Source organism: Sphingomonas sp. PvP018, assembly GCF_017876865.1.
Classification (GTDB): Bacteria; Pseudomonadota; Alphaproteobacteria; order Sphingomonadales; family Sphingomonadaceae; genus Sphingomonas; species Sphingomonas aerolata.
Genome location: NZ_JAGIOU010000001.1, coordinates 1,882,696 through 1,903,659, shown reverse-complemented (window position 1 = coordinate 1,903,659; position 20,964 = coordinate 1,882,696). Strand labels below are relative to the sequence as shown.

The window sequence follows — 20,964 nt, the reverse complement described above, 5'->3', positions numbered from 1 at the left end:
TGGTGGTGGGACGAGCGCCTAGCCCAGCAGGGGCGCCGGGGGATCAAGCGCGACGCCGGCGGTGCGTGCGACCGCCTCTGCCCAGATGACCACCTTGTCGATCTCGTCGGCGTGGAGTGCCGCGCCGGTCTCGTGCTCGCGTGCCCTGTCCGCCGCGCCATAGGTCTTGCCGTCCTTGGCATTGCGCGCAAAGGCAGGGCCGTCGAGCAGCGCCTGCACGGTCGCCGGATCGTCGGGCAGTGTATAGAATCGTGCCAGGGCAGTCACCGCGGCGAAGGGGTTCGCGAGCAGGGTTTCGCTCTGCAACGTTCTGACGCGGTCCGGAAAGCGGGCCACCAAGCCAGCGAACAGATCGGCCTGCGCGATCCACCCTACCGCCGCCGCCTGCAGATCGGTCAGCCTAAAGATGTCCTCGGGCGTGAGGCCCAGATCGACGATGCCGTCGGCGAGCTGTTTGGCGAGAAGCTCGCGCACCCAAAGCCGGCCCCACATGCCCTTTCGTGCGATCGACGTCAGATAGATGCGCAACGGCGCGTAGAGCAGCACGGCGCGAGCCTGTTGCCGCATCGCCAGCATCGCCGGCGCGAGGGCGTTGACGACGTTGGAGGGCTTGATCACCACGGCCTCGCCGGGCTCGAAGGCGCGGCCAAGCAGTCTCAGCGTCGCATCGAGGACCTCACCGACGCGCGCGGGATGACCGCCGCGGTGACGCCAGCCGACGAGATCGTTGAGAATTACCGGCTCTTTCAGCGCGGTGGCGAAGCCCGGCATGTCGAGTGCCTGCGCCAGCATCGTCGAACAGCAATAGGCCGAGTGGAAAATGAAATGAACCGATGCAGCGGGCGGGGCGGCCGCGACGGCGTCGCGGCGTGGCACCACGATCGGCGTGGCCGACGACGGCAGATACTCGTCGGTGAGGAAGGTCGCCACGCCACGCTGCGCCCGGTCCGCCGCGATGAAATGCACCGCATCATGGTCCGGATCGTAACGATGGGCCAGCCAGCACGGATCGCCGATCTGTGCGCCGACGGACGTGGCGGATTCCCGGGCGGGGGCGGGCGGGCGGGTCGGACGGGTCATGGCATCGGGATCGCATATCATGGTCCCGACCGCCACCGATCTTGGTACGTCCGAATCGGCCAAAATATCGTTGCGAAACTGAAAGGACCCGTCATGATGCGTCTTGGAAATGCATTGCGGAGCGGCATCATGATGCGGACGACATGGTATGGATCGGCGGTCCGATCGGGTCTCGCCGCGGTGTCGCTGATCGTGGCGGCGCCGTCCGCGGTCACTATGGCAGCGGCCGGTGCGGCGATGGCGCAGCGCGATGAGGCGCCACCGGCCGCGACACCGCCGGCCGAGCGTCGGATCTGCAAGCGATCGGCGCCGTCGGGATCGCTGATCGAGACGCGACGCGAATGCCACACCCGCGCGGAATGGGACCAGATCGCGCAGGCGGGACGTGCCGCGGGACAGGATATGGTCGAACGTGCCGCACGCAGCGGTGCGCAATAACGGCGCCCCGGTGATGCGCCAGCAGCCGGGGCCGTCGCTGGAGATGTTGTTGCAAGCCGCCGAAACCGCGCAGCGTGCCGGCGACGGTGCGCGGGCCTGCGCCGCCTTTCACGACGTACTCGTCATTGCGCCCGAACATCCTGTTGCGCTCAACGCGCTGGGCCTCGACGCGTTGGCGCGGGGCGATGGCATGGCAGTCGGCTATTTCGCGCGCGCGACGACGGCTGACCCTGCCGCGTCGCCGCTGTGGATGAACCTGGCGAGCGCCTATCGCGGGCTCGGCGACAGCGTGGGGGAACAGACCGCGCTCGAACGCGCACTTGCGCTCGACCAGCGCAATCTGATGGCGAACGTCCGGCTGGCCGAACTGCAGGACCGCGTCGGTAACACTGCGGCGGCGGCGTTTCGCTGGGGTGGGGTGGCCACGATCGTTCAGTCGCTCCCCGAGCGGTCGCCGGCGTTGAGCCAGCTCCTCGTCCGTGCCTCTGATAGGATCGCGCAGCATACACGTGCACTGTCCGATGCCATCGATACGGCGCTTGCACCGTTGCGGGAGGATGCGGCCGCGGACGACCGACGTCGCATCGACGTCTGTATCGATGCGATGCTCGGTCGTCGGGCGATCCATGCGCCGGTACCCCATGGGCTGCATTTTCCATTCCTGCCCGCGGACGAATTCTTCCCGCGGCGTCATTTTCCCTGGCTGGCCGCGTTCGAAGCGGCCACGCCGGCGATCCGCGCAGAGCTGGAAAACCTTCTTGCCGATGGGGCATCGGGCTTCGCGCCCTATGTCGCGATGACGCCGGGCACGCCGCCGAACCGGTGGACCCCGCTCGACGGGTCGGATCTGTGGAGCGCCCGATATCTGTGGCGGTATGGCGTGCGCGACGATGCGGTGTGCACGCGGTGCCCGCAAACCGCGGCGATGCTGGAGACGCTGCCGTTGGCGGACATTCCCGGCCGCGGGCCGTCCGCCTTCTTCTCGGTCCTCAAGCCCGGCACGCGGCTGCCGCCGCATACGGGGGTCAGCAATATCCGGTCCGTCGTGCATCTCCCCCTGATCGTTCCCGACCGATGCGGCTTTCGGGTCGGTGGCGAGACCCGAGCGTGGCGCGTCGGTGAGGCGTTCGTGTTTGACGACACGATCGAGCATGAGGCGTGGAACGACAGCGACGAGATTCGCGCCGTCCTGATCGTCGACGTCTGGAACCCGCATCTCACAACGAGCGAAATCGCGATGATGCGGCGGATGTTCGGGACGCTCGGCGCGCGGCTGGGCATGGCGGGCGACGTGGTGGATTGAGCTTGCCCGCGCGAGGCTGCGGTGGTGAAATACTGGCTGGGAGACGAAACTATGCGGACGACGCTGTCATGGGCAAGCCGGGGGGCGTGGGTCATCATGCTCGTCGGGGGTATGGTCGGCCTATCGGCCGTCGGGGCGCAAATCGCACCCGTCTCCACTGCATCTGCAGACGATCCCGCGCTGCAGGCGCTCCGGGAAAAGAATGCACGGGTTCAGCTCGCCAATTATCCGCGCGGAGCGCTGCGTCGCGGTGAGCAGGGAACCGTCGGGATCAGCGTCACCGTCGATCGGCAGGGGCGGTTGCGCGAATGTGCGGTTTCGAAGAGCAGCGGCTTTGCGTCGCTCGACGAGGCGACGTGCGACTTCCTGTTCTCGCACGCGCAGATTGCGGCCTATGTCGCACCGGGCGGCGGCGGGCCGACGACCCGGCAGGAGGGGCAAGTCGTTTGGACGCTGCCTGCGGGTGTCCGACCCACGACCGCATCAGCAACCGCGGGGCCGTTGCCGGAGAAGAAGATCTGTCGTGCGCAGGCGAGGACGGGCTCGCTGGTCGCGAGCCAGCGCATCTGCCTGACCAAGGCGGAATGGCGACGCCAGTATGAACTGGCGCAGGACGAAACCCGCGAGATGCATACCCGTGCGATGCCGGGCGACTGATCGACACGCCGGCCGCGTTTAGCCGGTATCGACCACGGGACCCTGATACCGGTCGATCGCGGCGAATATGTCGGTCAGCGCGTCGCGTTCGGTTGCGGTCAGTTCGGGACGCCAGACTTCGAACAGCAGGACGATCCGGGTCTGCGTCCCCCGGTTCCACGCCTCGTGCTCGAAAGAATCGTCGAATATCAGCATCCTGCCGTCGCGCCACGGCCGCGTCTCGGACCCGACGCGCAGCGCGCATCCGTCAGGGGCGATCAGGGGGAGGTGGCAGATCAGCCGCGTGTTGAGCATGCCGTGATGCGGGCGGATATGCGTGCCCGGGGTCAGCCGCGAGAAGATCGCCATCGGTGACCTGCCGGGAATGACGGGGATCGGCGCCAGCGACAGCGCGGCCATCGTGTTCGGGCACATCGTCGCATTGGGCTCGACCGGCACGCCACCACGCCAGAGGTGAAAGGCGCCCCAGCCCGGATCGTCGAGCAGCGGGTTTGCGGGCGGTGGTCGACCGGCCATCGTCTGCACATAGGGTGCAAAGCCCTGTCCGGCCGCGAGCACCGCGTCGAGTTCGGCGCGGATCGCGCCGGTCGCCGCTTCGATCGGGGCGACCCAGTCAAACCCGTCGCGCTCGAAATAGGCGCGCTGCGCCAGGCCCGGGAAATAGAACATCGAGGGTTGCTGCAGATAGAGCTCGCTCCGGCCGAGCAGCAGGTCGAGCGCGTGATGGATCCGGGGACCCGCCACGCGCGGCATGTCCTTGAGGGCCGCGTCGAGATGGGCCGAGAAACGGCCGGCGACTTCGGTCAGGAAGGTCTCGCCAACCCGAAGCAGGGGGACGAGCGCGGGGGCGATGGTCGCACCCGGCTGGGAGGCAACCGACAGCGCGGTGCGATAGAAGGACTCCGCCGCACGATCGTCACTACGACGACGCTTCAGCGCCGCCATCGTCAGCAGCGCGCCGAGATGCCGGGGCTCGGTCGCGAGAAAGCGGACGAGCGCGTCGTCGGCCTCGTCGTCGCGCCCGAGCGCCTGCGCCGCCTGCGCGATCAGGAACCAGGGCGCGGGCATGCCCGGCGCGCCGTCGCGCAACAGCGACAGCTTTTCATAGGCGACGGCGGCGTGGCCGTTGCGCAGCGCGGTCATGCCCTCACGGGCGAGCGAGTCGGCCTGTGGCCGGGTCAGGTGCATGACGCAGGCTAGCCTGGCAATGAGCCGGATACAGCTAAAAACGTCCGGATCGGACCCGCCTGTCTTCCATTCCGGGGGTGCCGGTTCAGCGTGTCCAGAGATCGGTGGCGAGCCGGTCGAGATAGTCCGCGGCGCTGGCGGCGGCGGTGGGGGTGTGGAGGGTTGCGAGCGCTGTGGGATCGAGCGCCTTGGCGGCGTCGAGCAGGCCGCGCCACGGGGTCGATGCGCCGGGCCAGCTTGGCACCAGGATCGCTGCGCCGAGTTCGGCCAGGCGTTCGGCCTTGCGCATCTGTTCGTCGAAATAGCGCCATTCGGGCGCGCAGACATAGGGGCGGCCGACCCGCGCGATTTCGTGGACGATGGTATCGCCACTGGAGGCGACGACGACGTCGGCCGCGGCGATGTGCGCGGTGATCGTCGAGACCCAGCCGCGCAGGTGGAGATTGCCGAAATCGGTCTCATGGCCTTCGCGCTGAACGGGGCCGAGCACTAGCCAGTCGGTCTCTGGCAGTGCGCGCGCGGCCATGGTCAGCGGCGCATAGGGCGTGCCTGCGCCGCCGCCGCCGGTCAGCACGACGACGATCTCGCGGTCGGGGGAGAGGCCGAGCATCGCCCGCGCCTCCGTCTTGCCCGGCACGACGTCCCGCGCGGTGCACAGCCCGCCCGCATAATGGGTCATGGCGCGGATCCAGTCAGGGGTCTCGGGCTGTTCGAGCGCTTCGTCGAAGGGCGCGAGCAGGCCGACACAGGCGCGATAGCCGGCGAGATGCGCGGCATCGCCGCGGTTGCCGTGCATCCGGATCCCGATCGCGGGGACGCTGGCGATGCGGGCCAGCAGCGCGATCTCGGCGGAGACGTCGACCACGAACAGCGCGGGATCGACCGTGTCGAGATGGTCGAGGATCGTCCGCATCGTCGCGCGGATCGCCGCGTCGCCGATCGGTGCGCGGTGGAGGATGTCGGGGGTCGGCTGCGCCGCGAGCGCCGGCGGGGGGCTGTCACTGGCCGCGCCCTCGTCGGGCAGGGGCACCAGCGTGACGGCGCGCGCGAACCCGTCGAACAGCGCGGGGCGTGCGGTCAGGATCGTGACGGCGCGGCCGGCGGGCAACGCGTCGATGATCGCCATCGCGCGATTGGCATGGCCGCGGCCCTGATGGCCGACATAGAAGGTGATCGGTTGAGGCATTATCGGGGGATACCCGCTCTGCAGCGTGAAATCCCCTGGGAAATCCCCCGGGAAATCGACGGTGGCCCCGTCGCCGCAAGCCGCCTAGTCTGTTCCGCATGAGCGATGATGACAGGTCCGAACCGACCAAGCTGACGCGGTCGAAGCAACGCTGGGCAAGCGAGGGCAAGTTCCTGACGGGAGCGACGGACCGCGCGGAGGGCGACCGCCTGCCACCGGGGCAGCATCTGGTCCGCGACTGGCCGGTGCTCGATCTCGGCAAGCAGCCCGATATCGCGCGCGAGCGGTGGCGGCTGACGATCGACGGGATGGTCGAGCGGCCGGTGACGCTCGACTGGGCGGGGTTCATAGCGTTGCCGCAGACCGCGGTGCGGTCGGACATTCACTGCGTCACGACCTGGTCGCGCTACGACAATGACTGGTCGGGTGTGACGACGCGCGACCTGCTCGACCATGTCGGCCCGGGGGATGCGGCGGCGTTCCTGACGCTGCACGGCTATGACGGCTACACCACCAATGTCCCACTGGCCGATTTCGCCGCGGCGGACGCGCTGCTTGTGCACAGCTGGCAGGACAAGCCGCTGACCCGCGAGCATGGCGGCCCGGTCCGCCTCGTCATCCCGCATCTCTATTTCTGGAAAAGCGCGAAGTGGATTTCGCGGATTGAATTCCTTGGCGCGGACAAGCCGGGCTTCTGGGAGGTCAATGGCTATCACCGGCGCGGCGACCCCTGGGCCGAGGAACGCTACAGCCAGGACTAGAGCAGGGTCGCGCACGCCTCCTCGATCGCGGCATAGATCGCGTCGAGGTCGGGCTCGTCGATGCAATAGGGCGGCATGACGTAGACGGTGTTGCCGAGCGGTCGCAGCAACAGGTCGTATGCGGTGAAGAAGCGCAGCAGTTTCGGGCCGAGATCCGACAGATAGCCGCGATCGCCGACCTGCAGGTCGACCGCGGCGATCGTACCGATGCGGCGCGGGTTGGTCACGCCGGGCAGGCGGGCGATGCGGTCGAGATGCGCCGCCTGTCGTGCGCCGAGGGTCGCGATCCTGTCGTGCACCGGCTCGTCGCGCCAGATCGCGAGGTTCGCGTTGGCGGCGGCGCAGGCGATCGGGTTGGCGGTGTAACTCGAGGAGTGGAAGAACATCCGCGCGCGATCGTCGGACACATGCGCGTCGAAGATCTCCGCGGTCGCCATCGTCACCGCGAGCGGGACCGCGCCGCCGGTCAAGCCCTTGGACAGGCACAGGATGTCGGGCACGACGCCGGCCTGCTCGCAGGCGAGCAGCGTGCCGGTACGGCCCCAGCCGGTCATCACCTCGTCGGCGATGAACAGCACGGCGTGACGGGCGCAGATCGCGCGCATCTCGGCGAGCACGTGCGGCGGATAGATCAGCATGCCGCCCGCGCCGAGCACGAGCGGTTCGACGATGAACGCGGCGGGCGCGGCGCGGCATGCTGCCTCGAGCGCGTCGAGCGTGGCCTGTTCGGCGCCGGGGTGCGGGAAGGGGATGGTGCCGACGTCGAACAGCAACGGCGCATAGGCGCGGTTGTAGACACCGCGTTCACCGACCGACATCGTCCCGATCGTGTCGCCGTGATAGCTGTGTTCGAGCACCAGGATCCGGTCGCGCGGTTCGTCGCGGTTGCGCCAGTAACCGAGCGCCATCTTCAGCGCGACCTCGACCGCGGTCGAACCGGAATCGGAGAAGAAGACGTGGCGCAGCGCCTCGGGCATGATCGCGACGAGGCCACGTGCGAGCGTTTCGGCGGGCTCGTGCGTCCAGCCGGCGAAGATGATCTGGTCCATCCGCCCCGCCTCCTCGGCGATCGCGGCCATGATCCGGGGATGGCGGTGGCCATGCGTCGTCACCCACCAGGACGAGATCGCGTCGACGATCCGCCGCCCGTCGCTGGTATGAAGGGCCGCCCCCTCGGTCCGGACGATGCGGGGGATCGGGTCGCCCAGACCATGCTGGGTGAAGGGATGCCAGATCGGCGACGTCATCGGAAATCCTCGAACCGGAAACTGGCGGCGAAGGCGGCACTGAGCGCGGCGGCGTCGAGCCGGGGGAGCATCGGCAGCCGGCCGAGATGCCGCACGTCGCCCAGCCGGACGATCGCCGCCTCGCTGTGCGGGACCGCGTCGCCGACGAACGCGACGCCGAGGATCGGCACGTCGCGGTGGCGCAGCGCCTCGATCGACAACAGGCTGTGGTTGATCGTGCCGAGCGCGGTGCGCGCGACGATCACGACGGGCAGCCGCCACCGCGCAAACAGGTCGGCGAAGACGCGGGTGTCGGTCAGCGGCACCATCACCCCGCCCGCCCCCTCGATCACCAGCGGGCCGGGCAGCGCGGGGGGCACGAGCCGGTCGAGGTCGATCGTCACGCCGTCGAGCGTCGCCGCGCGGTCGGGCGAGCAGGGCGTCGTCAGCCGATAGGCCTCGGGGAGGATCCGCTCGCGCGCGAGGCCGGACAGCGCGGCGACGCGCGACGCATCGCTGCCGCCGTCGAGCCCGGCCTGGACGGGTTTCCAATAGCTTGCGTCGAGCGCGCCCGCGAGCGCGGCGGCAAAGACGGTCTTGCCGACATCGGTGTCGGTGCCGGTAACGACGAGACGGGTCATGACAGGGCCTTTTGCAACGCGTCGCCGAGCCCCGCAATCTGGGGTGCGGTGACGTTGAGCGTGAGCGAGATCCGCAGTCGCGACGTGCCCTTGGGCACGGTCGGCGGGCGAATCCCGCGGACGTCGAACCCTGCCGCCTGGACCGCCGCCGCGACGCGCATCGTCGTCGCATCGTCGCCGAGCACGAGCGGAAGGATCTGCGATCCGGTCGGCACGACGCCGTACGGCGCGAGCACGGTTTCGGCGGTGGCGATGAGCGCGCGCAGGGCGGTGCGGCGTTCGGGTTCGTCGGCGAGGATCTGGAGGCTTGCGCGCGCGGCGCTCGCCATCAACGGCGAGGGTGCGGTCGAGAAGATGAACGCGCGCGCGCGGTTGACGAGGAAGTCGCGGACAACTTCGGGGCCGCAGACCAGCGCGCCCTCGCACCCCATCGCTTTGCCGCAGGTGCGTAAGGTAACGATGTCGGGCCGTCCCTCCAGATGCCCGGCGAGGCCGCGGCCATCGTCGCCGAATACGCCGGTGGCATGCGCCTCGTCGATCAGCACGACGCCGTCATGCGCCTCGGCGAGCGCGACGAGATCGTCGAGCGGCGCGCGGTCGCCGTCCATGCTGTAGAGGCTTTCGACCGCGATCCAGGGCCGACCGGTGCCGCCCGCCCGGCGCCACTGCGCGATCGCATCGGCAAAGGCGGTGACGTCGTTATGCGCTGCCGAGACCGTCTCCGCACGGCCGAGCCGCATCCCCTCATGCGCGCTCGCATGGATCAGCGCGTCGTGGACGACGAGGTCGCCGGTCTGCGGCAGCGTCGCGAACAGCGCGGCGTTGGCGGCGTACCCGGTCGAGAAGTACAACGCCGCCTCCGCACCGAAGAACGCCGCCGCCTCGGTTTCGAGCAGGATATGTTCGGGATCGTTGCCGCGGAGCAGCCGCGATCCGCCCGAACCGACCGCGACGCCGCGTTCCAGCGCGGCCGCGACGGCCGCGGCGATCCGCCCGCTCTGGCCGAGCGCGAGATAGTCATTGGAGGCGAAATCAACCCCTTGCCGCGCGATCAGCGCGCGGCGACGCGTTGCCGTGGCAAGTGCGGAGAGGTCGCGATGATGCTGGTCGAACGCGGACATCGCGGCAGCCTCTAACGGCAATGCCGCGCCAGCGCGAGCCGGTTGGCCGAAACACCCCGTCATAAAGAGGGATCGTTCGGTCGGATCGGGCATTTCTCTCCTATGGTATAGCAGGATCGGCTTGGCTAACCACGATTGCATTCTCCATTCCGGTCGAAGGTACCCTGCCCATGAAGCGCAAGACGCTGACCCAGTTCCTGATCGAACAGCAACGCGAGGCCGGCACGCTGCAGCCGCAGCTGCGCCTGCTGATCGAGGTCGTCGCGCGGTCGTGCAAGGCGATCAGCCATGCGATCGGCAAGGGGGCGCTGGGCGGCGTGCTCGGCAGCCTCGAGAGCGAGAACGTCCAGGGCGAGGTGCAGAAGAAGCTCGACGTGATCGCGAACGAGATGCTGCTCGAGGCGAACGAGTGGGGCGGGCATCTGGCGGCGATGGCGTCGGAGGAGATGGAGACGATCCACCTCGTCCCCAATCGCTATCCCAAGGGTGAATATCTGCTGCTGTTCGATCCGATCGACGGGTCGAGCAACATCGACGTCGATCTGTCGGTCGGCACGATCTTTTCGGTCCTGCGCGCGGCCGAGACCGCGTCGGGCGCCGATGTGTCCGAGCAGGACTTCCTCCAGGCCGGGCAGGCCCAGGTCGCGGCAGGTTATGCGGTCTATGGTCCGCAGACGATCCTGGTGCTGACGGTCGGCGCTGGCGTGCACGAGTTCACGCTCGACCGCGAGATCGGGTCGTGGGTGATGACCGACACCAATATCCGCATGCCCGGCGGCAAGCGCGAATTCGCGATCAACACGTCGAATGCGCGGCAATGGTCGCCCGAGGTGACGCGGTTCATCGACGAGCGGATCGCTGGCAAGGACGGGCCGATCGGCACCGATTACAACATGCGCTGGACCGGATCGATGGTCGCCGACGCGCACCGCATTCTCAAGCGCGGCGGCGTGTTCCTGTACCCGCGTGACGTCCGCCAGCCGGGCAAGGTCGGCAAGCTGCGGCTCATGTACGAGGGCAATCCAATGGCGATGCTGATGGAGCAGGCAGGGGGTGCCGCCACCGATGGCGAGCAGCGCATCCTGTCGATCGAGCCGAGCAGCCTGCACCAGCGGATCGGCCTGATCATGGGCGATCCGGCCGAGGTCGAAGCGATAACCACCGCCTATCGGGAGTAGCGCGCATCGTCACCCGCCGGCGGTCGGGGGTTGGGGCATGACGGACGAGGGCGCGCGTTGAAAAGGGGAGAAATTCGATGGAAGTCACCTCACAAAGACTCGCCGAACAGCGTGACGACCGGACGTCGTGGCGACGCCTTATCGACGATCATGACCGTATCGCCGAACGCTGCGCCGACCTCGTCGCGCTATTGCAGCGGCGCGGGCATAATTGCGCGGCGGCGTCGCGCAAGCTGCTCGAGCTCGCGGTGCTGGTCGCGGACCATCTGGGCGTCGAGGACGAGGTGATCGACCTGACCGCGATCGCGACCGAGGCGGACTATTCGCCCGAGACGGTCGCGGTCATGGCCGCCGAACTCGACGCGCTGCGGCGCGAATGGCGGGTGTTCATCGCGCACTGGCTGCCGACGATCGAGCCTGCGGACTGGTACGAATTCCGCGGCGAGGCCGAAGCGATGCTCGCGCGGCTGACGCATCAGGTGCAGCGCGAAAGCGCGCTGTTGTACGACGATGCGTTGCGCGCGGGGGTGATCGCGACCGGGCCGGTCGACCTGCAATAATCGCAGCGACAGGGTTCTTAACCCGGCGGCGATACCAAGGGCCATGATGCGCGTCCTGACCCTGTCCACGCTGTTTCCCGATGCAAGCCGGCCCAATTTCGGCGTCTTCGTCGAGCGGCAGACGCTGGGGCTCGCAGCGCATCCGGGGGTCGATCTGCGTGTCATCGCACCGATCGGCCTGCCGCCCGGGCCGCTGCGCCTCATGCCGCGTTTTGCGCCGCTCGCGCAGCTACCGCTCGAAGAGACGTGGCGCGGGGTGGGCGTGCAGCGGCCGCGGTTCACGACGATCCCTGCGACCGGGGGGCGGTGGCATGCCGCGGCGCTGACCCGCGCGCTGATCCCGGTGCTCGACGCCGTGCGGCCGGATTTTCCGTTCGACGTCATTGATGCGTCGTTCTTCTTTCCCGACGGCGTCGCCGCGGTCGCGCTCGGGCGACGCTATGGCGTACCCGTGTCGATCAAGGCGCGCGGGGCGGATATTCATCACTGGGGTTGCGCGGCCGGCACACGCGAGCAGATCCGGCGTGCGGGCTGCGCGGCGGACGGGCTGCTCGCGGTCAGCGCGGCGATGCGGGCGGACATGATCGCGATGGGGATGCCGGCGGCACGGATCCGGGTGCATCATACCGGGGTCGATCAGGCGCGGTTCCGCCCGATCGACGCGGCGGCGCGTGCGGCCGAGGCGGCGCGGCTCGGCGTGACGGGGCCGATGGTGCTGTCGGTCGGGGCGCTGATCCCGCGCAAGGGACATGACGTGGTGATCGAGGCGGTCGCGCGCCTGCCGGGTGTCTCGCTGAGGATCGCGGGCGAGGGGGGCGACCGGGCGCGGCTGGAGGCGCTGATCCGCGCGCTGGGCGTGGGGGACAGGGTCCGGCTGCTCGGCAGCGTCGCGCATGAGGCGATTCCGCGGCTGGTCGCGACGGCCGATGTGATGGCGCTGGCATCGGCGTCCGAAGGGCTGGCGAATGCGTGGGTCGAGGCGCTCGCCTGCGGGACGCCGATCGTGATCACCGATGCGGGCGGTGCAGGCGAAGTGGTCACGTCGGACGAGGCGGGCCGAATCGTGCCGCGCGACGCGGCGGCGTTCGGTGCGGCGATCGCGGGGATCCTGGCGGCACCGCCGGCCAGAGAGGCGACGCGGCGTGTCGCGGCGCGATTTACCTGGGAGACCAACAGCGCCGCGCTGTTCGCGCATCTGGCGGGGCTGGTCGGGGGCGGGGCCTAGCGCGCCCCACCAAATACCTGAAAAGCCTCAGCCTTCGAGCGGGTAGAGCGCGGCGGCGATCCAGCGGCCTTCGCCGCGGAGCACGGCCCAGGCGCGCGCGGCGGCGCGGCTGTCCATCGCCTCGATCCCGACGCCCTGCGCCTCGACCGCGCGGCGGAAGGCGGCGGCGGGCTGGCGCAGCTGCGATCCGGTGCCGAGCAGCAGGAATTCGGGCTTCGGTGACAGCGCGAGGACGCTGGCGACATCGTCCGCGCCCAGTGCCTCGAACGGCGGCGGGGACCAGCCGTCGGCGCGCGACGGGGTGATCAGCAGCGCGGTGTAATAGCCGTCGTCGACCCGGAACCCGCCGTGACCGATCGCCGAGATCATCGGCCCGTCGGTCTTTTCCTTGTCCATCCTCACGCGCTGGGCCCGCCGCGCATCAGCGGCCGGCCTTCGGACCCACGCGCTCGGCGTCGTCGCGGTCGCCCTTGCGGCCCTCCGGCTCGGCGCGCAGGCCGAGCGTGATGAGCAGCGACGACGACACGTAGATCGACGAATAGGTGCCGACGACGATGCCGAGGATCATCGCAGCGGTGAAGCCGCGCAGCACATGGCCGCCGAGCACCAGCATCGCGGTCAGCGCGAGCAGGATCGTGACCGAGGTCATGACGGTGCGCGGCAGCGTCTCGTTCACCGACAGATCGATGATCTCGCGCATGTCCATCTTGCGATAGCGGCGCATATTCTCGCGGATACGGTCGTCGATCACGATCTTGTCGTTGATCGAATAGGACACGATCGTCAGCACCGCCGCGACGATGTTGAGGTCGAATTCGAACTGCGTCAGCGCGAAGAAACCGAGCGTCATCAACAGGTCGTGGACGATCGCGACGACGGTCGACACGCCGAACTGCCATTCGAAGCGGACCACCGCGAACAGGCCGATGCCGAGGATGGCGAGCCCGACCGCGAGCAGCCCCTTGCTGATCAGCTCGTCCGAAACCTTGCCCGAGATCGTGTCGTATTTCGAGAAGGTCGCGCCCGGGAACTTGACCGCCAGATCGTCGGCAACCTTCTTGACGAGCGCGTTGGTCGCACCCTCGTCGGTGCTTTCGGGGATCGGCAGACGGATCGACAGCACGGTCGGATCGGCGAAGGACTGGATCGAGGCTTCGCCGACGCCGAGGCGATCGACCTCGGTACGGACCGCGTCGATCGACGGCGGAGTCGCAAACCGCTCCTCGATCAGGACGCCGCCGACAAAGTCGACGCCCATGTTCAGACCCTTGGCGAAGACCAGCCCGACGGCGGCAAGCGACAGGAGGATGGTCAGCCCGAACGCCCATTTGCGGAGCGAGACGAACTTCAGGTTGGTGTTGTCGGGTACGAGTTTCAGCAGGCGCATGATGATGTCTCCCGCCTCAAATATTGATCGTGGTGGGGCGGTTCTTGCGCAGCCAGAGCGCCACGAGCATCCGCGTGAAGGTCACCGCGGTGAACACGCTGGTGCAGATGCCGATCAGCAGCACGACCGCAAAGCCCTTGACCGGGCCCGAGCCCAGCAGGAGCATGATCACGCCGGTGATCGCGTGCGTGACGTTGGCCTCGAAGATCGTGCGCGACGCCTCCTTATAGCCGAGCTCGACCGCCTGGACGATGTTGCGTCCGCGGCGGCGTTCCTCGCGAATACGCTCGTTGATCAGCACGTTGGCGTCGACCGCGGTACCGATCGTCAGCACGAAGCCGGCGATGCCGGGCAGCGTCAGCGTCGCGTTGAGCATCGCCATGACCGCGACGATCACGAGGATGTTGATGACCACCGCGAGGTTCGCATAAAGGCCGAACCGGCCATAGGTCACGAACATGAACACGATCACCGCGAGCGCCGCGACGATGCTGGCCAGCACGCCGGCGCGGATCGAATCCTTGCCGAGATCGGGGCTGACGGTGCTCTCTGCGATGATCTTCAGATTGATCGGCAGCTTGCCCGACCGCAGCGAGATGGCGAGCGAATTGGCCGACTCGACCGTGAAATTCCCCGAGATCGAGGCGCGGCCACCGAGGATCGGCTCGTTGATGTTGGGCGCGGAGATCACCGAATTGTCGAGGATGATCGCGAACGGCTTGTTCGTGTTCTCCTGCGTGACCTTGGCAAAACGTCGGCCACCGACCGCGTCGAAGGTGATCGCCACCTGCGGCGCGTTGGTCTGTGGCTCGAACTCCTGGCGGGCATCGGCGAGCTGATCGCCCGAGATGATCACCGATCGCTTGACCGCGATGAACGGAATACCCTGCGGATTGCCGGGGTAAGGAATGACCTGGCTGCCGACGGGGGCGATGCCCTTGACGAGATCGGCGGGGTTCGCGGTCTCGTCGACCAGCTTGAATTCGAGCTTTGCGGTCTTGCCGAGCAGGTTCTTGAGCGCCTGCGGATTCTGCAGGCCCGGCACCTGGACGACGATACGCGTCGCGCCCTGGCGGACGATCGTCGGCTCCTTGGTGCCGAGTTCGTCGATGCGGCGGCGGACGACTTCGGTCGCGTCCTTCATCGCGGTGTCAATCGCCTGCTGGAGCCCGGCCTCGGTCGGCTTGAGCACGAACCGGCTCGTGTCGACGACGTTGATGTCCCATTCGCGCTGGCCGCTCATCCCGGCGCCACCGCCGGTGATCGAGAGCAGCCGCTCGCGCGCGGCATCGACCTGGCTCGGATCGCGGAGCAGGAAGCTAAGCTGCCCGCCACGCACCGAAATATCGCCGATCGCGATCCGCGGCGTGCCGTTGCGCATCGTGCCCGCGATGCTGTCGCGCATCGCCTCGATCCGCGAATTGGCGAGATCGGCGGTGTCCGCCTCGAGCAGCAGATAGCTGCCGCCCGCCAGATCGAGACCCAGGTTGATCCGCTTATGCGGAATCGCCCCCCACTTGCTGGTCGTCGATTCGGAGAAGAAGCTCGGGATCGCAAGCGCGCAGAGCACGGCCAGCAGGCCGATGATCGACGCGACCTTCCAGCGGGGGAAATCCAACATCAGTCGTTCGCCGGCTTCGTGTTCGGGCTGGTGATGTCGGTGAGCGTCGCCTTGACGACGCGGACGCGGGTGTTGGGCGCGATCTCGACCTCGACGAACGCGTCCTCGACCTTGGTCACCTTGCCGATGATGCCGCCGGCTGTGACGACGCTGTCATTCTTCTTCACCGCCGCGACCGACGCCTGGAGCGCCTTCATCCGCTTTTGCTGCGGACGGATCATCAGGAAATAGAAGACGATGAAGACGAGGAAGAGCGGCGCGAGGCTCAGGAACGAGGCGATGCCGCCCGATGTCGCCGTCTCGCCGGCGGCCTGCGCATATGCTGGGGAAATGAACATGGAGTCCCGTTTTGGCTGGTGGGCAGGCGCCATACGCCCGCGCTCGCATGGGCGATGCCGCTATCACCGGTTGCCGCCCCGCGCAACCAATGTGCGCCGGTGAAGCGTGGCCGGGCCGCGATGAGACGGACGATTATGGGCTTTGCCGCAATCGCGTGCTTGCATCGCGCGCAACATCCGCATAATGCGCGCCCTTCGGTCGGGGCGTAGCGCAGCCTGGTAGCGCATCACACTGGGGGTGTGGGGGTCGCAGGTTCGAATCCTGTCGCCCCGACCAGAAATTTCCGGAGCCGGCCGCCAGAGGCGATGCCGCTCCCGGGCACGAAATATCATGCCATTTCAGATCCTGGCGTCAGCGTTTGCAGACAGGACCGGTGCGCGCCGCGACCTGGTCCGCGACGATCCGCATCGCGCCCTTGTCGGTCTCGCCGGTCATCGTCATCCGCGCGGTAAAGCCGGTCGCGCCATAGCTGCCCGCGCGGACGATCCGCATCGGCGCCCCCTTTTTCTGCGGACAGGTCATGACGTGGTCGATCCGGCCGCCTGAGAACTGCGCGCGCTCGACGGTGCAGCGCGCCTCGGGCTTTGGGACGAACAGCGCGGCGACGCCCGACGACGCCTGTTCGGGCGGCAGGCATTTGCGCTCGGTCTTCGATTTTCCGCGCATCATCCGCAGGATGAACCCCGGCGCCCCCGGAATGACGAGCTCGACCGCGGTCGAGGTGATCGCCCAGGCGCCGGGCGGCAGCGCCTGCACCGACGCGGCGGCGGGAAGCAGGAGAAGGGCGGACAGCAGGACGGGATGGCGCATAGGAGGGGCAGTCTGTAGCGCCGGCGGGGTGCTGGCAAGCGGTGTGACAGGGGTTTTCATGGGCGAGATCATCAATTTGCGGCGGGCGCGCAAAGCGCGGGTGCGGCGCGAGGCGGGGGTGGTGGCGGACGCGAACCGCGCGGCGTTCGGGCGGACCAAGGCGGAGCGCGCGCGGGATGCTGAGGAGCGGGCGCGGGGGGAGCGGGTGCTGGATGGGGCTCGGCTTGATGGGGAGGAAAGCTGAGGTTTGGGAGTGGGTTGCCGGGTGACCAGGGGGTGGGTTTGCTTGGCTCTGGATCCTGACTTTCGTCAGGATGACGGATGGGAGTGGTGTTCGTCTTTTACCATTTGTGCCGCTGATCTTGCTTTTCACTAACCTATATGGTTATATGGTGTGCGGCGAATCGGGGGGATCGGGGATGGAGATCGGTGGGCTGATCGAGGCGGTGATCGATCGTGAAGGCGGGTACGGCGATCATCCGGCGGATCGCGGGGGGGCGACGCGGTTCGGGATTACGCAGGCGGTGGCGCGGGCGCATGGGTTTGCGGGGGACATGCGGGTGTTTCCGCGCGCGGCGGCGGTCGCGATCTATCGGCAGGCTTACTGGATTGACCCCGGATATGAGGAGGTTGGCCGACTCGCGCCGGATATTGCGGGCGAATTGTTTGATACCGGGGTGAATATGGGGCCGGCGGTCGCGAGTGGGTTCCTGCAGCGCGCGCTGAACGCACTCAATCGCGGGGCGAGCGATTATCCCGACCTTGTCGTCGATGGCCGGATCGGGGCGGGGACGCTGGCGGCGCTGGCGGGGTTCCTCAAGCGGCGCGGCGCGGGGGGCGAGGCGGTGCTGCTGAAGGCGATCGAGGCGCTGCAGGGCGAACGCTATGTCGCGCTGGCGGAGCGGCGGCCGGCGAACGAGGCGTTTCTCTATGGCTGGCTCGCCAACCGGGCGTGAGGCGGAAAGCGCCATCTTTCCAAGGGGGTGTCATGACGAGAGGCGTTGAGGAGGGGGAGGCCGTGCCGGTCGATCCGTGGGTGACGCGGGCGCGGCCGGGGTTCCTGTACGTGATGTACGCGTTGCTGCTGGGGGCGATCCCGGTGGGGCTGCTCGCGGCGGTGCGGCCGGCGGCGGCGCAGGCGATCGCGGCGGGCGTGGGGGCGTATCTGGGGGCGATCCCCGAGCCGCTCTACGCGCTCTTCGGGACGGGGTATCTGGGGTATACCGCGGCGCGTGAGTGGGGGAAGCGGCGGTGAGCGGGGCTGGTATCGGAGCGGCGCGCGTGGCGTTCGGGGCTCTGGATCCTGACTTTCGTCAGGATGACGTAAAGGGGGAAGGTAACCGGGAAGCTGACAGGGAAGTCGAGCGGGAGGGTGAGGGGGTGGTGCAGGGGGTGGATGCAGCGGACCGTTGCGTGGTCGAAAGCGCACCCTACATCGCGGTCATGAGTGCAAATGATCCCCACGCCATGCCGGTCTGGCACGGCACCACCATCCTTTCGGTCCGGCGCGGCGGCAAGGTCGTCGTGATCGGCGACGGCCAGGTCTCGATGGGCCAGACGGTCATGAAACCCAATGCGCGCAAGGTGCGACGGCTCGGCGACGGGTCGGTGATCGGCGGGTTCGCCGGCGCGACCGCGGATGCCTTCACGCTGTTCGAACGGCTCGAACGCAAGCTGGAGCAGCATCAGGGGCAGTTGCTCCGTGCCGCGGTCGAGCTTGCCAAGGACTGGCGGACCGACAAGTTTCTGCGCAACCTCGAGGCGATGATGATCGTCGCGGACAAGGACGTGACGCTGATCCTGACCGGCAATGGCGATGTGCTCGAGCCCGAGAACGGCGTCGCGGCGATCGGGTCGGGCGGCAACTATGCGCTCGCCGCGGCGCGCGCGCTGGTCGAATATGAGAGCGATGCGGAGGTGCTGTGCCGCAAGGCGATGGGAATCGCGTCCGAGCTCTGCGTGTACACCAATGACCGGCTGACCGTGGAGTCGATGGACTCGACCAGCTGATTTCGACGCCCCTCCCGTTCAGGGGAGGGGTCGGGTCGGGCTTCACCAGGCGCCCGCCCCGCGGATAGTCCCCACCCCCAACCCCTCCCCTGAAGGGGAGGGGCGAAGAAGAGTGATCATGAACGACCAGCTTACCCCCAAGGCAATCGTCGCCGCGCTTGACGCGCATATCATCGGCCAGGCCGCCGCCAAGCGCGCGGTCGCGGTGGCGATGCGCAACCGGTGGCGGCGCCAGCAGCTCAGCGAGGATCTGCGCGACGAGGTGACGCCGAAGAACATCCTGATGATCGGGCCCACCGGCTGCGGCAAGACCGAGATCAGCCGGCGGCTGGCGAAGCTGGCCGATGCGCCGTTCGTCAAGGTCGAGGCGACCAAGTTCACCGAGGTCGGCTATGTCGGGCGCGACGTCGAGCAGATCGCGCGCGACCTGGTCGAGGAGGCGATCCGGCTGGAGAAGGAGCGCCGGCGGATCGCGGTGAAGGACAAGGCGGAGGAGGCGGCGATGGGCCGGCTGCTCGACGCGCTGGTCGGCAAGGATTCGAGCACCGCGACGCGCGAGAGCTTCAAGCAGCGGTTCCTCGACGGGCATCTGAACGCGGCCGAGGTCGAGATCGAGGTCGAGCAGACGCCGACCACGCCGTTCGAGATCCCCGGCGGCGCGCCGCAGATGATCAACATCGGCGAGATGATGAAGTCGCTGGGCGGCGGGCAGCAATTGAAGCGCCGCAAGCTGACGGTGACCGCGGCGTGGGACAAGCTGGTCGAGGAAGAGGCGGACAAGCGGCTCGACCAGGACGAGGTGAGCCGCGTCGCGCTGGCGGATGCCGAGGCGAACGGGATCGTGTTCCTTGACGAGATCGACAAGATCGCGGTCAGCGACGGGCGCGGCGGGTCGGTGAGCCGCGAGGGCGTGCAGCGCGACCTGCTGCCGCTGATCGAGGGAACGACGGTCGCGACCAAATACGGACCGATGAAGACGGACCATATCCTGTTCATCGCGAGCGGGGCGTTCCATGTGGCCAAGCCGAGCGACCTGCTGCCCGAATTGCAGGGGCGTCTGCCGATCCGGGTCGAGCTGAAGGGCCTGACCGAGGGGGATTTCGTCGCGATCCTGTCGGACACCAAGGCGTCGCTGCCGCTGCAGTACAAGGCACTGATCGCCACCGAAGGGGTGGAGATCCGCTTCACCGAGGACGGCATCGCCGCGGTCGCGCGGATCGCCGCGGAGGTGAATGCCGAGGTCGAGAATATCGGTGCGCGGCGGTTGCAGACGGTGATGGAGAAGCTGCTCGAGGACGTCAGCTACAATGCCGAGGATCGCGGCGGGTCGAGCGTGGTGATCGACGGGGCGTATGTCGACAGCCAGCTGAAGGAGATTGCACGGAATACGGATCTCAGCCGGTTCGTGCTTTAGTCCGGGGGTTTTCGGGTGCGTTCGGGGGCGGGGGTGCCATTGCGCTCTCCCGCTCCGTTCGTGCTGAGCGAAGTCGAAGCACTTGGGGCCGGCCCTTCGACTTCGCTCAGGGCGAACGGGCGGGGGCGCAGGCCCTTCGACTTCGCTCAGGGCGAACGGGTGGGGGCGCGGGCCCTTCGACTTTGCTCAGGGCGAACGGGTGGGGGTGCGGGCCCTTCGACTTTGCTCAGGGCGAACGGATGGGGACGCGGGCACTTCGACTTCGCTCAGGGCGAACGGGAGGGGGCGCAGGCCCTTCGACTTCGGTCGGGGCAAGCGGGTGGGGGGCGGTTCCCGCCCTCTTCGTCATCCTGGGCTTGACCCAGGATCCAGGGTTACGGGCGGCGGCGGTTTTGGCTCTGGGTCCTGACTTTCGTCAGGATGACGCGGGGGGTGAGGTGGCGCGCGCACCACGGTCGTCAGCCTGGGGGAGGCGTGGTCCGCCGCTTGGCGGGCGCTACAGAACCACCGTCTGCGGTCGCGCGGCCTTCAGCGCGGCGAGGACCATGGTTTCCCAGATGGCGGGGTCGCCGGCGGCGGCCATGGTCTGGTCGGGTTCGCGCAAGGTGCGCAGGACCGCGAGCGCGTCGGGGAGATAGTCGGTCCAGGCGTCGTCGATCAGGCGCGATGCGGAGGCGGCGTCGCCGCCGGCGTTGGCGCTGATCCGCTGGCCCGCCAGGACGCGGGCGATGCGTTCGGCGATCGGGGTATTCGAGACGTCCATCAGTCTTCTCCTCGCAGGTCTGCCTATAGCAAACCCGCGAGGCAAAGACATGGGGC

At 68.2% G+C, this 20,964-nt stretch carries 24 protein-coding genes and 1 tRNA gene; 13 read left to right on the top strand and 12 right to left on the bottom strand.

Annotation, left to right across the window (positions count from 1 at the left end; genetic code table 11):
- Positions 1 to 18: 18 nt before the first annotated feature.
- Entirely contained in the window at positions 19 to 1,080 is a 1,062-nt protein-coding gene (locus J3A66_RS08310; protein ID WP_245336732.1) for a hypothetical protein, read from the bottom strand.
- Positions 1,081 to 1,173: 93 nt separating this feature from the next.
- On the opposite strand from J3A66_RS08310, the gene J3A66_RS08305 reads away from it, so the two are divergent.
- Genes J3A66_RS08305 through J3A66_RS08295 form a run of 3 tightly spaced genes read left to right on the top strand, consistent with a single transcriptional unit; the run spans position 1,174 to position 3,478 of the window.
- The gene (locus tag J3A66_RS08305) at positions 1,174 to 1,518 is read left to right on the top strand and encodes a hypothetical protein (RefSeq protein ID WP_209568204.1); all 345 of its coding nucleotides are present in this window, start codon (positions 1,174 to 1,176) and stop codon (positions 1,516 to 1,518) included.
- A complete protein-coding gene (locus J3A66_RS08300) occupies positions 1,493 to 2,821 on the top strand; it encodes an aspartyl/asparaginyl beta-hydroxylase domain-containing protein (RefSeq protein ID WP_348634017.1) in 1,329 nt (442 codons plus the stop codon). Before J3A66_RS08305 ends, J3A66_RS08300 begins: the two co-directional genes overlap by 26 nt.
- Positions 2,822 to 2,872: 51 nt before the next feature.
- Positions 2,873 to 3,478 carry an energy transducer TonB gene (locus J3A66_RS08295; protein WP_209568202.1) on the top strand — a complete coding sequence of 202 codons (606 nt, stop codon included), beginning with the start codon at positions 2,873 to 2,875 and terminating at the stop codon, positions 3,476 to 3,478.
- A gap of 18 nt (positions 3,479 to 3,496) precedes the next feature.
- Here the strand turns inward: J3A66_RS08295 and J3A66_RS08290 are convergent, their stop codons facing one another.
- Both J3A66_RS08290 and J3A66_RS08285 read right to left on the bottom strand, forming a co-directional pair.
- Positions 3,497 to 4,666, bottom strand: a complete 1,170-nt coding sequence (locus J3A66_RS08290; protein ID WP_245336731.1) for an aspartyl/asparaginyl beta-hydroxylase domain-containing protein — start codon at positions 4,664 to 4,666, stop codon at positions 3,497 to 3,499.
- Between the two features lie 85 nt (positions 4,667 to 4,751).
- Complete coding sequence (locus J3A66_RS08285) at positions 4,752 to 5,852, bottom strand: glycosyl transferase (protein WP_209568200.1); 1,101 nt, start codon at positions 5,850 to 5,852, stop codon at positions 4,752 to 4,754.
- 98 nt (positions 5,853 to 5,950) lie between these two features.
- Between J3A66_RS08285 and J3A66_RS08280 the strand changes: the two genes are divergently transcribed.
- Complete coding sequence (locus J3A66_RS08280) at positions 5,951 to 6,613, top strand: sulfite oxidase-like oxidoreductase (RefSeq protein ID WP_209568199.1); 663 nt, start codon at positions 5,951 to 5,953, stop codon at positions 6,611 to 6,613.
- On the opposite strand, the gene J3A66_RS08275 is transcribed toward J3A66_RS08280, so the two are convergent.
- Genes J3A66_RS08275 through J3A66_RS08265 form a run of 3 tightly spaced genes read right to left on the bottom strand, consistent with a single transcriptional unit; the run spans position 6,610 to position 9,601 of the window.
- Positions 6,610 to 7,860, bottom strand: coding sequence for an adenosylmethionine--8-amino-7-oxononanoate transaminase (locus J3A66_RS08275; protein WP_209568197.1), 1,251 nt, complete (start codon positions 7,858 to 7,860; stop codon positions 6,610 to 6,612). The genes J3A66_RS08280 and J3A66_RS08275 overlap by 4 nt on opposite strands.
- A complete protein-coding gene (gene bioD / locus J3A66_RS08270; RefSeq protein WP_209568195.1) occupies positions 7,857 to 8,480 on the bottom strand; it encodes a dethiobiotin synthase in 624 nt (207 codons plus the stop codon). Before bioD ends, J3A66_RS08275 begins: the two co-directional genes overlap by 4 nt.
- Positions 8,477 to 9,601 (bottom strand): 8-amino-7-oxononanoate synthase, encoded by a 1,125-nt coding sequence (locus tag J3A66_RS08265; RefSeq protein WP_209568194.1) that lies wholly within the window; start codon positions 9,599 to 9,601, stop codon positions 8,477 to 8,479. Before J3A66_RS08265 ends, bioD begins: the two co-directional genes overlap by 4 nt.
- A gap of 170 nt (positions 9,602 to 9,771) precedes the next feature.
- Here J3A66_RS08265 and J3A66_RS08260 point away from each other — a divergent pair, with 170 nt between their 5' ends.
- The 3 genes from J3A66_RS08260 to J3A66_RS08250 all read left to right on the top strand — a co-directional run bounded on the left by J3A66_RS08260 (position 9,772) and on the right by J3A66_RS08250 (position 12,564).
- Positions 9,772 to 10,779: a class 1 fructose-bisphosphatase gene (locus J3A66_RS08260; RefSeq protein ID WP_209568191.1), complete on the top strand. Its 1,008-nt coding sequence runs from the start codon at positions 9,772 to 9,774 to the stop codon at positions 10,777 to 10,779.
- 77 nt (positions 10,780 to 10,856) lie between these two features.
- Positions 10,857 to 11,339, top strand: coding sequence for a hemerythrin domain-containing protein (locus tag J3A66_RS08255; RefSeq protein WP_056409029.1), 483 nt, complete (start codon positions 10,857 to 10,859; stop codon positions 11,337 to 11,339).
- Positions 11,340 to 11,382: 43 nt separating this feature from the next.
- Positions 11,383 to 12,564, top strand: coding sequence for a glycosyltransferase (locus tag J3A66_RS08250; protein ID WP_209568189.1), 1,182 nt, complete (start codon positions 11,383 to 11,385; stop codon positions 12,562 to 12,564).
- A 27-nt stretch (positions 12,565 to 12,591) separates the two neighbouring features.
- On the opposite strand, the gene J3A66_RS08245 is transcribed toward J3A66_RS08250, so the two are convergent.
- Genes J3A66_RS08245 through yajC form a run of 4 tightly spaced genes read right to left on the bottom strand, consistent with a single transcriptional unit; the run spans position 12,592 to position 15,910 of the window.
- On the bottom strand, positions 12,592 to 12,960 hold the full coding sequence (locus J3A66_RS08245; RefSeq protein ID WP_209570441.1) for an Mth938-like domain-containing protein: 369 nt from the start codon (positions 12,958 to 12,960) through the stop codon (positions 12,592 to 12,594).
- 25 nt (positions 12,961 to 12,985) lie between these two features.
- A complete protein-coding gene (gene secF / locus J3A66_RS08240) occupies positions 12,986 to 13,951 on the bottom strand; it encodes a protein translocase subunit SecF (RefSeq protein WP_031441217.1) in 966 nt (321 codons plus the stop codon).
- 16 nt (positions 13,952 to 13,967) lie between these two features.
- Positions 13,968 to 15,572: a protein translocase subunit SecD gene (gene secD / locus J3A66_RS08235; RefSeq protein ID WP_056409036.1), complete on the bottom strand. Its 1,605-nt coding sequence runs from the start codon at positions 15,570 to 15,572 to the stop codon at positions 13,968 to 13,970.
- Positions 15,572 to 15,910 (bottom strand): preprotein translocase subunit YajC, encoded by a 339-nt coding sequence (yajC, locus tag J3A66_RS08230; RefSeq protein ID WP_031441219.1) that lies wholly within the window; start codon positions 15,908 to 15,910, stop codon positions 15,572 to 15,574. Before yajC ends, secD begins: the two co-directional genes overlap by 1 nt.
- A 200-nt stretch (positions 15,911 to 16,110) precedes the next feature.
- On the opposite strand from yajC, the gene J3A66_RS08225 reads away from it, so the two are divergent.
- Positions 16,111 to 16,187: transfer RNA gene (locus J3A66_RS08225), tRNA-Pro, on the top strand.
- A 75-nt stretch (positions 16,188 to 16,262) separates the two neighbouring features.
- Here J3A66_RS08225 and J3A66_RS08220 read toward each other — a convergent pair.
- Positions 16,263 to 16,781 carry a DUF3617 domain-containing protein gene (locus tag J3A66_RS08220; RefSeq protein ID WP_209568187.1) on the bottom strand — a complete coding sequence of 173 codons (519 nt, stop codon included), beginning with the start codon at positions 16,779 to 16,781 and terminating at the stop codon, positions 16,263 to 16,265.
- On the opposite strand from J3A66_RS08220, the gene J3A66_RS08215 reads away from it, so the two are divergent.
- The 5 genes from J3A66_RS08215 to hslU all read left to right on the top strand — a co-directional run bounded on the left by J3A66_RS08215 (position 16,780) and on the right by hslU (position 20,145).
- Positions 16,780 to 16,965: a DUF4169 family protein gene (locus J3A66_RS08215; RefSeq protein WP_056409275.1), complete on the top strand. Its 186-nt coding sequence runs from the start codon at positions 16,780 to 16,782 to the stop codon at positions 16,963 to 16,965. The two genes, J3A66_RS08220 and J3A66_RS08215, sit on opposite strands and share 2 nt — an antisense overlap.
- A gap of 175 nt (positions 16,966 to 17,140) precedes the next feature.
- Positions 17,141 to 17,677, top strand: coding sequence for a glycosyl hydrolase 108 family protein (locus J3A66_RS08210; RefSeq protein ID WP_209568186.1), 537 nt, complete (start codon positions 17,141 to 17,143; stop codon positions 17,675 to 17,677).
- A gap of 32 nt (positions 17,678 to 17,709) precedes the next feature.
- Positions 17,710 to 17,976, top strand: a complete 267-nt coding sequence (locus tag J3A66_RS08205; RefSeq protein WP_209568184.1) for a 3TM-type holin — start codon at positions 17,710 to 17,712, stop codon at positions 17,974 to 17,976.
- A 212-nt stretch (positions 17,977 to 18,188) separates the two neighbouring features.
- The gene (gene hslV, locus J3A66_RS08200; RefSeq protein WP_081874259.1) at positions 18,189 to 18,731 is read left to right on the top strand and encodes an ATP-dependent protease subunit HslV; all 543 of its coding nucleotides are present in this window, start codon (positions 18,189 to 18,191) and stop codon (positions 18,729 to 18,731) included.
- Between the two features lie 118 nt (positions 18,732 to 18,849).
- Entirely contained in the window at positions 18,850 to 20,145 is a 1,296-nt protein-coding gene (gene hslU, locus J3A66_RS08195; RefSeq protein ID WP_031393589.1) for an ATP-dependent protease ATPase subunit HslU, read from the top strand.
- 496 nt (positions 20,146 to 20,641) lie between these two features.
- Here the strand turns inward: hslU and J3A66_RS08190 are convergent, their stop codons facing one another.
- Positions 20,642 to 20,908, bottom strand: coding sequence for a hypothetical protein (locus J3A66_RS08190; protein WP_037530941.1), 267 nt, complete (start codon positions 20,906 to 20,908; stop codon positions 20,642 to 20,644).
- Positions 20,909 to 20,964 lie beyond the last annotated feature (56 nt).